The sequence below is a fragment of the Stenotrophomonas sp. Steno-Z10-BAI genome (assembly GCF_056393115.1).
The window spans coordinates 48,740-63,492 of sequence record NZ_JBWJOZ010000004.1 but is presented as its reverse complement, the minus strand read 5'-3'; the positions used below and the strand labels follow the sequence as shown (position 1 = coordinate 63,492).

General features: G+C 65.2%; 13 protein-coding genes. 5 read left to right on the top strand and 8 right to left on the bottom strand.

Annotation, left to right across the window (positions count from 1 at the left end):
* Positions 1 to 10: 10 nt before the first annotated feature.
* The 6 genes from AC06E9_RS11335 to AC06E9_RS11310 form a co-directional block, all read right to left on the bottom strand.
* Positions 11 to 856, bottom strand: a complete 846-nt coding sequence (locus AC06E9_RS11335) for an ABC transporter permease subunit (RefSeq protein ID WP_121041633.1) — start codon at positions 854 to 856, stop codon at positions 11 to 13.
* On the bottom strand, positions 853 to 1,764 hold the full coding sequence (locus tag AC06E9_RS11330; protein WP_478049886.1) for an ABC transporter permease subunit: 912 nt from the start codon (positions 1,762 to 1,764) through the stop codon (positions 853 to 855). The genes AC06E9_RS11335 and AC06E9_RS11330 overlap by 4 nt, the downstream gene beginning before the upstream one ends.
* The gene (locus AC06E9_RS11325) at positions 1,761 to 2,894 is read right to left on the bottom strand and encodes an ABC transporter ATP-binding protein (protein ID WP_121041629.1); all 1,134 of its coding nucleotides are present in this window, start codon (positions 2,892 to 2,894) and stop codon (positions 1,761 to 1,763) included. Before AC06E9_RS11325 ends, AC06E9_RS11330 begins: the two co-directional genes overlap by 4 nt.
* 122 nt (positions 2,895 to 3,016) lie before the next feature.
* Entirely contained in the window at positions 3,017 to 4,123 is a 1,107-nt protein-coding gene (locus tag AC06E9_RS11320) for a polyamine ABC transporter substrate-binding protein (protein ID WP_121041627.1), read from the bottom strand.
* A gap of 132 nt (positions 4,124 to 4,255) precedes the next feature.
* Positions 4,256 to 5,653: a glutamine synthetase family protein gene (locus tag AC06E9_RS11315; RefSeq protein ID WP_123728825.1), complete on the bottom strand. Its 1,398-nt coding sequence runs from the start codon at positions 5,651 to 5,653 to the stop codon at positions 4,256 to 4,258.
* Positions 5,650 to 6,408, bottom strand: a complete 759-nt coding sequence (locus AC06E9_RS11310; protein WP_478049887.1) for a gamma-glutamyl-gamma-aminobutyrate hydrolase family protein — start codon at positions 6,406 to 6,408, stop codon at positions 5,650 to 5,652. Before AC06E9_RS11310 ends, AC06E9_RS11315 begins: the two co-directional genes overlap by 4 nt.
* Before the next feature lie 197 nt (positions 6,409 to 6,605).
* On the opposite strand from AC06E9_RS11310, the gene AC06E9_RS11305 reads away from it, so the two are divergent.
* The gene (locus AC06E9_RS11305) at positions 6,606 to 7,892 is read left to right on the top strand and encodes an NAD(P)/FAD-dependent oxidoreductase (RefSeq protein WP_478056065.1); all 1,287 of its coding nucleotides are present in this window, start codon (positions 6,606 to 6,608) and stop codon (positions 7,890 to 7,892) included.
* Between the two features lie 490 nt (positions 7,893 to 8,382).
* Positions 8,383 to 9,987 carry an MASE1 domain-containing protein gene (locus AC06E9_RS11300; RefSeq protein ID WP_478049889.1) on the top strand — a complete coding sequence of 535 codons (1,605 nt, stop codon included), beginning with the start codon at positions 8,383 to 8,385 and terminating at the stop codon, positions 9,985 to 9,987.
* Positions 9,988 to 10,129: 142 nt separating this feature from the next.
* Here AC06E9_RS11300 and AC06E9_RS11295 read toward each other — a convergent pair whose 3' ends face one another.
* Positions 10,130 to 10,438: a hypothetical protein gene (locus AC06E9_RS11295; RefSeq protein ID WP_478049890.1), complete on the bottom strand. Its 309-nt coding sequence runs from the start codon at positions 10,436 to 10,438 to the stop codon at positions 10,130 to 10,132.
* A 350-nt stretch (positions 10,439 to 10,788) separates the two neighbouring features.
* Between AC06E9_RS11295 and AC06E9_RS11290 the strand changes: the two genes are divergently transcribed.
* Positions 10,789 to 12,135 carry a diguanylate cyclase gene (locus AC06E9_RS11290; protein WP_121041613.1) on the top strand — a complete coding sequence of 449 codons (1,347 nt, stop codon included), beginning with the start codon at positions 10,789 to 10,791 and terminating at the stop codon, positions 12,133 to 12,135.
* Between the two features lie 70 nt (positions 12,136 to 12,205).
* Positions 12,206 to 12,667: a bacteriohemerythrin gene (locus tag AC06E9_RS11285; RefSeq protein WP_152151837.1), complete on the top strand. Its 462-nt coding sequence runs from the start codon at positions 12,206 to 12,208 to the stop codon at positions 12,665 to 12,667.
* Here the strand turns inward: AC06E9_RS11285 and AC06E9_RS11280 are convergent, their stop codons facing one another.
* On the bottom strand, positions 12,668 to 13,945 hold the full coding sequence (locus tag AC06E9_RS11280) for an MFS transporter (protein WP_121041609.1): 1,278 nt from the start codon (positions 13,943 to 13,945) through the stop codon (positions 12,668 to 12,670). It lies immediately after the preceding gene.
* A 173-nt stretch (positions 13,946 to 14,118) separates the two neighbouring features.
* Between AC06E9_RS11280 and AC06E9_RS11275 the strand changes: the two genes are divergently transcribed.
* A complete protein-coding gene (locus tag AC06E9_RS11275) occupies positions 14,119 to 14,751 on the top strand; it encodes a hypothetical protein (protein ID WP_478056064.1) in 633 nt (210 codons plus the stop codon).
* Positions 14,752 to 14,753 lie beyond the last annotated feature (2 nt).

Sequence of the window (14,753 nt, the reverse complement as noted above, 5' to 3'; positions counted from 1 at the left end):
GGGATGACGTTCAGCTGGGGTCCTGCAGCGCCATCTGCATGTCGCGCTGGCGGCGTTTCTCGGCGCGGGAGGTGATGTACCAGCCCACCACCGCCGCGATCGACACCGCCAGCACCATCAAGGTGGCCAGCGCGTTGATCTCCGGCTTGATGCCCATCCGCACGGAGGAGAACACCTTCATCGGCAGGGTGGTCGAGTTCGGGCCGGCCACGAAGCTGGCGATCACCACGTCATCCAGCGACAGCGTGAACGCCAGCAGCCAGCCGGCCACCAGCGCCGGGGCGATGATCGGCAGGGTGATCTGGAAGAACACCTTCAACCGGCTCGCGCCGAGATCCATCGCGGCTTCCTCCAGCGAGCGGTCCAGCTCCTGCAGGCGTGAGGACACCACCACCGTCACGAAGGACAGGGTGAAGGTGACATGCGCGATCCAGATGCTGGTCACGCCGCGGCTGGGGAAACCGGGAATGCCGCCCATCGCCACCAGCAGGGTCATCAGCGAGAAGCCCAGGATCACTTCGGGCATCACCAGCGGCGCGGTGATCAACGCACCGAACACGGTCTTGCCCGGGAAGCGGCGCATGCGGGTCATCACCATCGCCGCCATCGTGCCCAGCACGGTGGCCGCGCAGGCCGTCCAGAACGCGACCTTGAGGCTGATCCACAGCGCGTCCAGGATCTGCCGGTTGTTGAACAGCTCGCCGTACCAGCGCGTGGAGAAGCCCGACCATACCGTGGCCAGCTTGGAGGCGTTGAACGAGTACACCATCAACAACAGGATCGGCAGGTACAGGAAGGCGAAGCCCAGCCCGAGCAGGCTCCAGCCCAACCAGCGGTTGCTGCGCACCATGCTCATGCCAGCTTTCCTTCCAGCTCGCGCTGCTGCATGCGGTTGAACAGCAGGATCGGTACCAGCAGCAGGGCCAGCATCACGATCGCCACCGCCGAGGCCGTGGGCCAGTCACGGTTGTTGAAGAACTCGCCCCACAGCACGCGGCCGATCATCAACGTATCCGGCCCGCCGAGCATTTCCGGAATCACGAACTCACCCACGGCCGGGATCATCACCAGCATGCAGCCGGCGATGATGCCGGTGCGCGAGAGCGGCAGTGTGATCCGCACGAAGGCCTGCCACGGCTTGGCGCCGAGGTCGTAGGCGGCTTCGAGCAGGCGGTTGTCCAGCTTGACCAGATTGGCGTACAGCGGCAGCACCATGAACGGCAGGTAGCAGTACACGATGCCGATGTAGGCGGCGGTCGGGGTGTACAGGATCTGCAGCGGCGCATCGATCAGGCCGAGCTTGAGCAGCAGCTGGTTGAGCAGGCCATTGCGGTCCAGGATGCCGATCCAGGCATACACGCGGATCAGGAACGAGGTCCACGAAGGCAGCACCACCAGCATCATCGCCACATTGCGCGCGGCCGGGCTCATCCGCGAGATCACGTAGGCCATCGGGTAGCCGATCAGCAGCGTGAGCAGGGTCGAGATGACCGCGATCTTGATCGAACTCAGGTACGCCAGCGCGTACTGGTTGTCCTTGACCAGGGCCGCGTAGCTGCCGAGGTTGAGCTTGAGCGAGAACGCGCCGTCCACGTACTCCAGCAGCCAGGTGTACGGCGGCGAGCCGACCTGGCTGCGGGCGAAGGAGATCATCAGGATGATCACGAACGGCACCGCGAAGAACAGCAGCAGCCACAGGTACGGCGCGGCGATCACGCCGGCGCGCGTGCCCGGGAGCCAGCGCTTCCAGCCGGTCGCGCTCATGAGGTCAGCACCACGCCGTCGTTGTCGCGCCAGTGCACCCAGACGGCGTCACCCCAGGTCAGGCCATCGCTGGCCCAGCGCTGCGAATTGGCGAAGTTGGACAGCACCTTGGCCCCGCTCGGCAGGCGCACATGGAATACCGAGTGGCTGCCGAAGTAGGCGATCTCCTCGATCACGCCCTGGGCCTTGTTGGTATCCCCGGCCGGCTCGTCCTTGCCGATCATCACCTTCTCCGGGCGCAGCGCGAACGCCACCGGCTGGCCTTCGTAACCGGTGATGCCGTGGGCGACGTAGATCGGTGCGGGGAACAGCGGCGTGCGCACGGTGACGTACTCGGGCAGGTCCTCATCGAGCACGCCATCGAACAGGTTCACCGAGCCGATGAACTCGGCCACGAAGCGGTTGGCCGGCTGCTCGTAGATTTCATCCGGCTTGCCGACCTGCTGGATCCAGCCGGCATCCATCACCGCGATCCGGGTGGCCATGGTCATGGCCTCTTCCTGATCGTGGGTGACCATCACGCAGGTCACCCCGGTGGTCTCGATGATGTTGACCAGCTCCAGCTGCATCTGCGAGCGCAGCTTCTTGTCCAGCGCGCCCATCGGCTCATCCAGCAACAGCAGCTTCGGGCCTTTGGCCAGCGACCGCGCCAGCGCCACGCGCTGCTGCTGACCGCCGGAGAGTTGGTGCGGCTTGCGCTTGGCCAGCTTGCCCAGCTGCACCAGCTCCAGCATTTCGCCGACACGGCGGTTGATCGCATCACGCGCCATGCCGTCCTGCTTCAGGCCGAAAGCGATGTTCTGCTCCACCGTCATGTGCGGGAACAGCGCGTAGGACTGGAACATCATGTTGATCGGGCGCTGGTACGGCGGCAGCGCGTTGATGCGCTGGCCGTCCAGGTCGATGGTGCCCTGGGTGGGGGTCTCGAAGCCGCCCAGGCAGCGCAGCAGCGTCGATTTGCCACTGCCCGAGCCACCCAGCAGCGCGAATATCTCGCCTTTGCGCACGTCCAGGGTGACGTCGTCGAGCGCGACGAAGCCGTCGAACTCCTTGCGCAGCGCGCGGATGGACAGGTAGCCCGGTTCCAGGACCGGCAGGACCGCGCCTTCCGGCTTGGCTTCAAATGGCATGGTCAGCGGCTCCGGGAGCGGCGGCGGGACGGGGGGAGAATGCCATTTTACCGGTGGTGGCCGCGTCATGTCCTACCCCCTGAAACGACGACGCCGGCGCGGGGCCGGCGTCGCGGGGGCGGTCAGCGCCCGGTTTTCACCTCGGTCCACAACCGGGTGTAGAGCTTGTCCACTTCCGGCGTGTTGATCGAATAGGTGAACATCTTCGCCGCCACATCGGCCGGCGGGTAGATGGTCGGGTCGGTGCGGATCGATTCGTCCACCAGCGGCGTGGCCGCGGTCACCGGGTTGGCGTAATGGATGAAGTTGGTGTTGGCCGCGGCGACCTTCGGCTCCAGCAGGTAGTTGATGAAGGCGTAGGCGGCCTCCGGGTGCTTGGCATCCTTGGGGATGGCCAGCATGTCGAACCACTGCGGGCCACCTTCGCGCGGGATCGAGTAGGCCACGGTCACGCCATTGGAGGCTTCAGCTGCACGGTCACGCGCCTGGATGATGTCACCGGACCAGCCCACCACCAGGCAGGTGCCGCCGTTGGCCAGCGAGCCCACGTACTGCGAGGAGTGGAAGTTCTGCACGTACGGGCGGATCGTCTTGAGCAGCGCGGCGGCCTTCTCCAGCGTGACCGGGTCCTGGCTGTGCGGATCTTCGCCCAGGTAGTGCAGTGCGATCGGGATCATGTCCGACGGCGTATCCAGGATGGTGATCCCGCAGTCCTTCATCTTGGCGATGTTTTCCGGCTTGAAGATCAGATCCCAGCTGTTGGCGATGTCGGTGCTGCCACCGAAGCGCTGCTTGAGCAGCTCCACGTTGTAGCCGATGCCGGTGGTGCCGATCATGTACGGCACGCCGTACTCGTTGCCCGGGTCCTGCTGGGCGATGCGCTTCATCACCTCCGGGTCGAGATTGGCCAGGTTCGGGATCTTGCTCTTGTCCAGCGGCAGGAACACGCCGGCCTTGATCTGGCGGCCGAAGAAGTTCAGCGTTGGCACCACCACGTCATAGCCGCTGTTGCCGGCCAACAGCTTGGTTTCGACCATCTCATCACTGTCGAACACGTCATAGGTCACCTTGGTGCCGGTGGCCTTTTCGAAGTTCGGGATGGTGTCTTCGGCGATGTAATCGCTGTAGTTGTAGACGTTCAGCACCTTGGCGTCGTCCTGCTTGTCACCGCCGCCACAGGCGGTCAGCACGGATACGGCAATGCCGAGGGTGAGGATTCGCAGCTTCATCGGACTCTCCACAGGTCAGGTGCGAGTTGGGGGGAACCGGCCGGACCGGCGCAACGGGTGCCAGCCTACCGGGCATGCCCCCATTTTCCCAGCACATGGCCCTCACGGCCATGCCGGATCAGGTGCCTCGGGTCAGACGTTGAGCAGCAGGAACTCGCGCTCCCAGGAGCTGATCACCCGGAAGAAGGTCTCGTACTCCTTGCGCTTGACCGACACGTAGGCGCGGCAGAAGCGCTCGCCGAGCATCTCGCGCAGTTCCGGGCAGCCTTCCAGCCCGTCCAGCGCCTCGCCCAGCGAGCGCGGCAGGTCATAGCCCAGCTCCTTGGCGCTGCCACTGATCGGCGCGGTCGGGGAGCCTTGCTCGCGGATGCCCAGCAGCCCAGCCGCCAGGGTCGCGGCGATGGCCAGGTAGGGGTTGGCATCCGAACCGGCGAACCGGCTTTCCACCCGCATGTTCTCCGGCGTATCCAGCGGCACGCGCAGCCCGCAGGTGCGGTTGTCGAAGCCCCAGTGCACGTTGCTTGGGGAAACCTCGCCGAACATCAGCCGGCGGTAGGAGTTCACGTTCGGAGCGAAAAACGCCATCGCCGCCGGGACGTACTTCTGCAGGCCAGCCAGGTAATGGCCGAACAACGGGCTGAAATCCTCACCGCCATGCTCGCCGGTGAATACGTTGCTGCCATCGCTGATCCGCAGCAAGCTCTGGTGGATATGCATCGCACTGCCCGGCTCGTTCTCCATTGGCTTGGCCAGGAAGGTGGCATAGATGCCGTGGCGCATCGCCGACTCACGCATGGTGCGCTTGAACAGGAATACCTGATCGGCCAGATCCATCGCATTGGCGTGGGTGAAGTTGACCTCCAGCTGTGCGGCGCCGGATTCATGGATCAGCGTATCCACGTCCAGCTTCATCGCATCGCAGTAGTCATACATCAGATCGAGGATCGGATCGAACTCGTTCACCGCATCGATCGAGTACGACTGGCGCGCGGTTTCAGGACGCCCGGAGCGGCCGGCCGGCGGCAGCAGCGGGAAATCCGGGTCGGTGTTCTTCTGGACCAGGAAGAACTCCAGCTCCGGTGCCACCACCGGGCGCAGGCCCAGTTCGGCATAGGCATTGAGGACGCGCCGCAGCACATTGCGCGGGGCCAGCTCATGCGGCTCACCGGTCTTGGTGAAACAGTCGTGGATGACCTGCGCGGTCGGATCGGTCGCCCAGGGCACCATCCGTACCGTATCGGCATCCGGGCGCAGGATCATGTCCGAGTCCGAGGGCGAGGTCAGCTCGTAGTAGTCGTCCGGGAATTCGCCGGTGACCGTGGTGGCGAAGATGCCCTCCGGCAGGCGGGTGCCGTAATCGTGGGAGAACTTGTCGGCCGGAATGATCTTGCCGCGCGCGTTGCCGGTGATATCCGGCACCAGGCACTCCACCTCGGTGATACGCCGGTCCTTGAGCCAGCGCAGCAGCGTGCTCTCCTGCGGAACAGGCTTGGGGGCGGCGGCTTTGCGCGAACGCGTTCGGGTGGTCATGACCGGTCTGCTGTAAGAGAGTTGCGGCGACAAGCATCGCCGAAAGCGTGAAAAATGCTGTGATAGAACGAATTGTCGGCCACCCGCCACTCCGGATGCCACTGCACCCCGAGCACGAAACGATGCGCGGTGCTGCGGGCGGCTTCTATCAGGCCATCCTCAGCGACGGCCTCGATCTGCAGGCCCTCGGCCAAACGATCGATGCCCTGCCCGTGCACGGAATTGACCCGTGCCGTGGGCGCGCCGGCCCAGCCGGCCAGCCAACCACCCTCACACAGCTGGACCGCATGCGCCGGCCCATAGTGCACCTCGACCGGCGCCTCCGGGTCTTCACGATGATCGTTCATGCCCGGCACCGCGTGCACGCGCGGGTGCAGACTGCCACCGAGCGCGACGTTCAATTCCTGGAAACCCCGGCAGATCGCCAGCACGGGCAGGTCGCGGGCCAGCGCCTCATGCAACAGGGAGAGCGCGTTCGCATCGCGCGCCGGATCATGGCGGTTGCCGGGCCAGCTCGGGGGCCCGGCATACAGATGCGGTTCGATATTGCTCACCGCGCCGGTCAGCAGCAGGCCGTGCAGGCGGTCCAGCCAATGCGCGGCCGGCAACGGCGGCTGCAGGCTGGGCAGCAGCACCGGGGTAACACCGGCCGCTTCGGCCAGCGCGCGGATGTACTTCTCACCCGCCGCCGCGAAGCGGTGATGGCCCAGCATCGTGCTGTCGGTGGGCAGGCCGACCCAAGGGGGCGAGACCATGCGTCATGCTCGGATGACCTGCAGCCACGTTACCCCCGTGCGCAGACCTCGCGCAACACAGCGCGCCACCGCCGGCGCGCGCGCCCCTCACACGCCGGCGGCAGTAGCTGCGACAGACTGACCCCTGTTCCGCGCGCCGGTTGCTGGCATCCTTTGTCCATGATTGTTGTCCTGTCCTCTTCCCGCCGGTGCCCGGCATGACGGCTGCCGGCGAGGCGCATGCACCCAGCTGGTACGCCGACAGCGTGCCGGGCGCGCCGCTACGTGAACCGTTGACGGGCGATCTCAGCGCCGATGTCTGCGTGCTGGGTGCCGGCTACACCGGCCTGTCCGCCGCCCTGACCCTGGCCGAGCGCGGTTATCGCGTCGTGCTGCTGGAGGCGCACCGCGTGGGCTGGGGTGCGTCCGGCCGCAACGGTGGCCAGGCGATCGTCGGCTACGGCTGCGAAGTGGATACGCTCGAGCATCTGGTGGGTGCTGAAGACGCGCGGGCGCTGTTCGAGTTCTCGCGCGATGGCATGCGCCTGCTGCGTGATCGCATCACCCATCACCAGATCGAGTGCGATTGGCGCGATGGCCACGCCAGCGTGCCGATCAAACCCCGCCAGGAGCGCATGCTGCGCGCCGGGCTGATCGATCTGGCCCAGCGCTACGCCTATCCCCTGCAATGGTGGGACCGCACGCAGCTGCGCGGGCAGCTGGACAGCCCCCGCTATCGCGGGGCGATGTTCGATCCCCACAGCGGCCACCTGCATCCGCTGGCCTACGCGCAGGGGCTGGCCCGTGCCGCGGAGGCGGCCGGCGCGGTGATCCACGAGCAGTCCCCGGTCCTGCAGCTGATCCGCGGGCCCCGGCCGCAGCTGCGTACCGCACACGGCACGGTCAGCGCCGACCACGTGGTGATCGCCGGCAACGCCTGGCTGGAGGGCATCGCGCCGGAGCTGGAATCGCGGATCATGCCGGTCGGCACCTATATCGGCGCCAGTGCGGTCCTTGGGCAGGCGCGGGCGGAATCGCTGATCCGCAACGGCATGGCGGTGGCCGACGTCAGCTGGGCACTGGACTATTTCCGCCTCAGCCGCGATCACCGCCTGCTGTTCGGCGGCCAAGCCAGCTACTCCGCCCTGCCCCCGCCTGGCCTGCGCGGTGTGATGACCCGGCGCATGCGCGCGGTGTTTCCGCAGCTGGCCGACGTGGAGCTGGAGTACGTGTGGGGCGGCTATGTGGACATCACCCGCAACCGCGCCCCGCACTGGGGCCGACTGACCCCGAATGTCTATTTCGCGCAGGGCTTCTCGGGCCACGGTGTTGCCGCGGCGGGCCTGGCGGGCCAGGTGCTGGCCGAAGCCATCGCCGGGCAGGCAGAGCGGTTGGATGTGTTCGAACGCATTCCCCACCGGCCCTTCCCCGGCGGGCGCATGCTGCGGACCCCGCTGCTGGTGGCGGCGATGTCCTGGTACAAACTGCGGGACGCGTTGTGGTGAGGGCTTAAGGGGCTTTCGGGGTGGCGGGCTCGGCGAGGGTGCCACGTTGGAAAAGTGAGACACGGCGCGGGATCTGAAAACGGGCTTTCCATTTCCCGGCAGCTCCAGAACGGCGAGTGCCAGCAGATGGTATGGGAGCGCTTGCCGTGCTGTGCACGCCGCGCGTCACAGACCAGCGAAGTGTGGAGAATGCGTCATATCAATGCCCTCAGTGGCAGAGATTGGCACTCCTCAACCACGGGGAGTCATCTGCATGTCCGCGGCGCAGCTCGAATGCGGCCCCCATGACCGGCGTGAAGAGTTTCATAAAAAAATGAGATATTTGTCACGCCCATGGGCGCGACACGTGTCTACATGTGTATCCATACGCTGTGCGCGCCATCACGCCGGACCACTTGCGCAATTGCATAATCCGGCGCGTATATATACCGTCCAATCTGATCGCGGCATTGATACACAGGGACGTTGAAGGCACGAACAGGGGGAGCCGGTGCGAGGAGAATGGTGGAAAAATGGACTTCAGGTGAATCTGCGCATCGAGCCGATCGGGCTTGTTCTTGCCGTCATCTACGCCTTTGCATGTTGGGGCGCGCGCAAGTTGTCCCTCGACCAGTTCTACCTGCCTGCTGGCATACGCGTGGCTGCACTCCTGCTCTGTCCACCACGACTGTGGCCCTATCTGTTCCTGGGTGAGTACGCCTACTTCGCCCAGATGCGTTACCCGATGGTGGAGAAGTACGGGCTGACGTGGGTCGTTCTCGCCTCCGTCTCGCTGATGCCCACGGTGGCAATGATCGTGCGACTGCATCGCAAGATGATGGCCGCCACCACGCAGGCCTGGTTGCTCTCAGTTGGCGCGGCATCCGCCGTAGCCGTTACGTCAATCAATCTTGCTCTGGCGGAATTGCTTTGGACAACGCCGGATATGCCATTGCTCACTGGCATCGCGCGCTACATCGTAGGTGACTTCATCGGGATCCTGACCGTGGCGCCGCTGGCCTTGCTTTGGGCAAAGCGGCACACGGAGCCGGCATGGACTAGCAGATTACTCACGCCAATCATTGCCGCACTCGCCTTGATGATCATGTTAGGCATATGCATGACGCTGACCCCTGCGGAATCGCCCACAGCCAAGAGCAGCCTGCAGCTGTTCATGGCGCTCCCGGCCATTGCACTGACGTGCCTGCTCGGCTGGCGTGGCGCAGCAGTGGCGGTGCCAACACTTAATCTGATCATTGGTCTTACCACGCCCAAGCCCTATCCGTCGGCATTTGATCCCTCGACGTTTACCACGCAGATGATCATGGCCATTGCAGGTGCCGCGTTACTGATGTTCGGCTCCCGGATCACTCATTACTATCACCGCTACCGAATCCGGGACGATGGTGAGAAGAACGCTATCAAGCTGGCCAGAAACTCCCATATGGCGAGGGAAAACGGTCTGCGCGAGCGTGCGCTTAGCCTCCGGAAGCTTGGAGATGGCATTGATGTCTCCCTCAACGAAGTCGTGAACTGGTTGAAGCTGCATGGACATCATGAAATCGCCAGCGGCCTGCTGCACACTGCAACGGTGCATTCGCGCCTGTTTCGGGAGCAGGCAAGCATGGTCTATCCCACCACTTTGGACCAACTGGGTCTTTATGTAGCCCTGCAGACCGGTGGCGTGCGCGAAGCGTGGGAGAAGAGCGACCGGGTGACCCGGCCTCGGCTGGAGGGCGACCCTTGCATGCTGAGCAATGGCCTGCAGCTGGCTGCCTATCGCGCACTGACCGATGCCGTATCCCTTCTGCTGGAGCATGAGAAGGGACAGGTATTGGTTCGCGCGCGCTGCGGACGCTTCGGACCGCAGCGGGGAATCCTCGTGGTGGTCGCTCGTCTTGATTCTGGAAGTGGATTGTCTGAGACGACTATCGCTATGGCAGATGAACGCTTGGCCGGCCTGCCTCTCGCATATGGCGGCGTCGTGCAGTGCCGTCGCAACCGGATCAGAATGGTGCTCACGGAAGCACCAACACGCTCCTCCAACAGAGCCGCCCGCTACCACTCGGCGGGGCGCGGAACATCTGACGTGGACAATAGCAAAGCGTTGACCTAATCGCGGTCTGACGCATGCTTCTGCGCTCGCTCCCGATGACCAAGGTCAGCTACTGGACGGCCCGTTGCACCAGCTTTTCATTGAACAACGTGCTGTCACCCTTGGGATGACAGCACGTCATGACTGACCTGTCAGCGAGTTCCTAGTTCAGGTCATCCTTGGCTTCGACAGCCCACACGGCGTCGCCGCCGTGTCCGTAGCGCACCAACGAGAATTTGGGCCCCCGATACACTTCGACGCGTGATGCGTTCGTGGAATGCCGTACTTGCTGCATCGGCAACGAAACCCGAGCCCGGCCGTCGCCGGCGGGCAATGTCCAGAACACATCATCGGTATTCCCGATGATTACCTGCACACGCCCGGCAAGATCATTCACCTGGAAATACGAGATACCGTCTCGCTGGAATCCGTACACGAGCCAGTTCGGATCCTGACTTAAGTTGACAGCCATGGGTTGTGCCTGGCCGAGTCCACTTCTCGCCAGAGGAGTTCCGTGACTATCTGACTGCGCCATTCCAACCATTGGAACCGACGCGAGAATAACGACACCCACAACACCCACAATCCTTGGAATGCGCACATTTACCTCCTGATTAAAACGTCGAGGGGAACTTCAGCGATAGTAACCGTAAGCGGACGTCCATCGAGCAAACGGGGACCGCCTGAGCCGCCAGCACAGGACGACGAGCCACACGGCAGCCAGGCGGAGGCTGCGACATTGCGCGGCACCCCCTCCCCCTAAAGTTGCATGTGAAACGGCCGCTACCAGTCCCGACCCACTCGGAATCGAGCGTACGCCTCATGCCGGCACTGTTGCAGGGCGCTGTTCTCAGCGACCCCGGTGATGCCCTGCCCCAGCGGATCCTGCTGGTGGAAAACTCGCGCACGTTCACCAGCATGCTGCGCGAGGCGATCGAGCAGCGGTTGGAGCTGCCGGTCTCGGTGGCGACCAGCCTGGCCGAGGCCGGGCGGTTGCTGGATGAGGAACAGGGCTGGTTCCTGGTCCTGACCGGGCTGGTGCTGGCCGATGGCGACCGCGATACCGTGGTGGACTACTTCCTGTCGCGCGGGCTGCCCACGGTGGTGGTCAGCGGCGTGTATGACGAGGATCTGCGCAAGCGCGTGCTGCAGCAGCAGATCATCGATTACGTGCTCAAGAACACTCCGGGCAGCATCGATTATCTGGTGTGGCTGGTGCAGCGGTTGGAGCGCAACCGGCGCATTGCCGCGCTGGTGGTGGACGACTCGATGTCGGCACGGATGTACGCCGCCTCCTTGCTGCGCATGTACGGGCACGACGTCTACGAGGCCGCCGACGGTGCCGAGGGACTCAAGGCGATCGAGGCCCACCCGGCGATCCGGCTGGCCGTGGTCGACCAGGAAATGCCCGGCATGGAGGGGGTGGAATTCACCCGCCGTCTGCGCACGATGCGCTCGCGCGACAAGCTCGCCGTGATCGGGATTTCCGGCAATACCGATCCGTCGCTGATTCCGCGCTTCCTCAAGAACGGCGCCAACGATTTCCTGCGCAAGCCCTTCTCGCGCGAGGAGTTCTTCTGCCGCGTCTCGCAGAACGTGGATCAGCTCGAGCTGATCGGCACGCTACAGGACCTGGCCACCCGCGATTTCCTGACCGGCCTGCCGAATCGTCGCTGCTTCCTGGAGCAGAGTCAGCGCCAGCTGCCGCAGCTTCACCTGGACGGTGAACAGGTCGCGGTGGCGATGATCGACATCGATCACTTCAAGCACATCAACGATACCCATGGCCACGAGGCCGGCGACGATGCGCTGCGCGCGGTGGCCGCAGCGGTGGCCCAGCATGCGCGCGAGGACGATCTGATCGCGCGCTTCGGGGGCGAGGAGTTCTGCCTGCTGGTACCGGGCATGGATGAAGTGCAGGCCGTGCAGTACTTCGACGAACTGCGCCAGACCATCGCCGCGCTGGAGGTCGACCTGGGCCACACCACCCTGCGCATGACGGTCAGCATCGGGCTGTGCTGCCTGCGGCCGCAGCGCGATTCCCTGCACCGGCTGATTTCCGAGGCCGACCGGCAGCTGTACCTGGCCAAGGCCGGCGGCCGCAATCGCGTCCACTGCGCTACCGTGGCGACCGGCCCACGCCAGCGCGAGCCTGCCCTGGCGCCTTGATCGAGATCAACGCGGCCCCGGCCGCGACTGCCTAGAGTCGCCCCCAGTTGAACAGCGCGGGGAACGCACCATGGCACTTCTGGTCTGGCAGGACGATCTGAACATCGGTATCGATGTCATCGATCACCAGCACATGCGCATCGTGGAGATGCTCAACCACCTGCACGTCGCCCAGAAGAGCCTGGAGCGGCTGGCCGTGGCCGAGGTCATCGACGAACTGGTGGACTACACGATGTCCCACTTCGCCTTCGAAGAAGAACTGATGGAGGAAGCCGGGTACCCGTTCTGTTCGGCGCACAAGCGTGTGCACGAGATCTTCGGCAAGCGCGTGGGCGAGTACCGGCTCCGTTTCCAGGCCGGTGAGGACATCACCGAAGAGCTGCGTACGATGCTGTCGCGCTGGCTGTTCAACCATATCCGTGGCGATGACAAGGCGTACGCGCCGCAGGTCAAACAGCACCTCAACCAGTTCGCGCGCGACCACCAGCAGGGTAGTTGGCTGGGCCGCACGCTCAAGCGCTTCTTCCGCTGATCAGCGCCCGCGCCGCCCCATCGCCAGCAAGGCAACGATGGTGACCAGTGCGGTCACGCACAGGTAATAGCCCACCGCGACCAGGCCATAGCGCTCGGCCAGCCAGGTGGCCACATACGGCGCCGGTGCGGCACCGAGAATGCCGGCCAGGTTGAACGACAAGGAGGCGCCGGTATAGCGCACCTGCACCGGGTAGATCTCGGCCAGGAAGGTGCCGCACGGGCCGTAGGTCAGGCCCATCAGGAACAGCCCCAGCGCCAGGAATCCGAGCACCAGCCACGGGCTGCCGGCCTGGAACAGCGGCGCGAACACCACGCCGAAGGCGAGGATCAGGCCGCTGGCCACGATCATCGTGCGGCGCGTGCCCCAGCGGTCGCCATACAAGGCTGAAATGGGAATGCCGGCGGCGAAGAACAGGATGCCGACCATCTGCAGCAGCAGGAACTGCTCGCGCGAGTAGCCGAGCACGGTGGTGCCATGGCCGAGGGTGAACACCGTCATCAGGTAGAACAGCACGAAGGTGGCGAATGCCCCCAGGGTGCCCAGCACCAGCGTCAGCGGATGTTCGCGCAGCACCGTCCACATCGGCAGCTTGACCCGCTCGTTGCGGTCCAGCGCGGCCTGGAATTGCGGGGTCTCGTGGATGTTCAGGCGTACCCACAAGCCGATGCCGACCAGCAGCGAACTGGCCAGGAACGGCACGCGCCACCCCCACTGCAGGAAGTCGGCCTCGCTCATCGCGCGGCCCAGCAGCAGGAAGATGCCGGCCGAAAGCAGGAAGCCCAGCGGTGCGCCCAGCTGCGGGAACATGCCGTACCAGGCGCGCTTGCCGGGCGGCGCATTCTCGGTGGCCAGCAGCACGGCGCCGCCCCACTCCCCACCCAGCCCCAGGCCCTGGCCGAAGCGGCACAGCGCCAACAGGGCCGGCGCCACCAACCCGATGCTGGCATGCGTGGGCAGCAGGCCGATCGCCACGGTGGAGATGCCCATCGTGAGCAGCGCAGCGACCAGCGTCGCCTTGCGCCCGATGCGGTCACCGTAGTGACCGAACACCGCCGAGCCGACCGGCCGCGCGATGAAGGCCACCGCGAAGGTCGCCAGCGACTGCAGCATCGCCGCACCATCGCTGCTCTCCGGGAAAAACAGGTGCGGGAACACCAGCACCGCCGCCGTGGCGTAGATGTAGAAATCGAAGAACTCGATGGTGGTGCCGATCAGGCTCGCCAGCAGGATGCGGCGGGGAGAGTTCACGACAGGCGCGACAGCAGGTGTGGACATCGGGTACGCAGGAAAAGGCAGCTGCCGGATTCTGCCACGGCCTTCCGCTGGGTGCCGCAATGGTTGCAGACGAGACTGTCAGCCTGTGACCGGGTCGGCGGCCTGCGCATCGGGCAGGAACTTCCCCGGCACCGCAGGGTCTGACCGCGGTCACCCCACCAGGACGGTCCCGGATGTCAGCCTCACGGAAGAGTACCGCCCCCTCGCGCTGGGCGCAGCCGGCCGCCATCGCGGTGGTGATCGTTGTGCACGGGCTGATGCTGGGCGTGCTGCTGCGTTCACCGCCGCCCGGTGGCGTCGCGGAGGACGCCCGCCTGGCGGTGTACTGGCTGCCGCGGCCGTTGCCTGCGCCGGTTCCCCCACCCTTGGCGACTCCCGCGCCCCCTATGCCGCAGCCCGCCGCCTCGCAGCGTTTGCCTGCGCCACGCGTGGCCACGCCCACCATCGCATCACATGCTGCGGCGGTGGATCCGCAGGCGCCACGCGCCGCACTGGACCTGAGCGTGCCGGGCTCGCTGATGGGCAACGGCATCGATGCCGCCTTGCTGGTTCCGCGTGTGCTGGGCGACCGGGAGGTACACCCGGCATTCCAGCCCAAACCCAAGCGCTTCCGCATGAAGGCGGGGATGACCCCGGAGCAGATCGTGCACGGCATCTTCCAGCTGATCGGCGCCTGGCCCCCGGGCTACACGGTGGACCCGTGCCGCCTGACGCGGCAGCAGATCGACTACCTGCGCAACGCCGTGGATGAAATGGATCGCGACCTGCTGCGCGAGTCGCTGATCCGCCACAGCCAGGACTGCTGAGC

Bases quoted from the DNA above. Each gene is read 5' to 3' on its own strand.
- AC06E9_RS11330 (WP_478049886.1), bottom strand. From the start codon at position 1,764: ATGAGCGCGACCGGCTGGAAGCGCTGGCTCCCGGGCACGCGCGCCGGC.
- AC06E9_RS11305 (WP_478056065.1), top strand. From the start codon at position 6,606: ATGACGGCTGCCGGCGAGGCGCATGCACCCAGCTGGTACGCCGACAGC.
- AC06E9_RS11285 (WP_152151837.1), top strand. From the start codon at position 12,206: ATGGCACTTCTGGTCTGGCAGGACGATCTGAACATCGGTATCGATGTC.
- AC06E9_RS11315 (WP_123728825.1), bottom strand. From the start codon at position 5,653: ATGACCACCCGAACGCGTTCGCGCAAAGCCGCCGCCCCCAAGCCTGTT.
- AC06E9_RS11290 (WP_121041613.1), top strand. From the start codon at position 10,789: ATGCCGGCACTGTTGCAGGGCGCTGTTCTCAGCGACCCCGGTGATGCC.
- AC06E9_RS11320 (WP_121041627.1), bottom strand. From the start codon at position 4,123: ATGAAGCTGCGAATCCTCACCCTCGGCATTGCCGTATCCGTGCTGACC.
- AC06E9_RS11275 (WP_478056064.1), top strand. From the start codon at position 14,119: ATGTCAGCCTCACGGAAGAGTACCGCCCCCTCGCGCTGGGCGCAGCCG.
- AC06E9_RS11310 (WP_478049887.1), bottom strand. From the start codon at position 6,408: ATGGTCTCGCCCCCTTGGGTCGGCCTGCCCACCGACAGCACGATGCTG.
- AC06E9_RS11295 (WP_478049890.1), bottom strand. From the start codon at position 10,438: ATGGCTGTCAACTTAAGTCAGGATCCGAACTGGCTCGTGTACGGATTC.
- AC06E9_RS11325 (WP_121041629.1), bottom strand. From the start codon at position 2,894: ATGCCATTTGAAGCCAAGCCGGAAGGCGCGGTCCTGCCGGTCCTGGAA.
- AC06E9_RS11280 (WP_121041609.1), bottom strand. From the start codon at position 13,945: ATGTCCACACCTGCTGTCGCGCCTGTCGTGAACTCTCCCCGCCGCATC.
- AC06E9_RS11335 (WP_121041633.1), bottom strand. From the start codon at position 856: ATGAGCATGGTGCGCAGCAACCGCTGGTTGGGCTGGAGCCTGCTCGGG.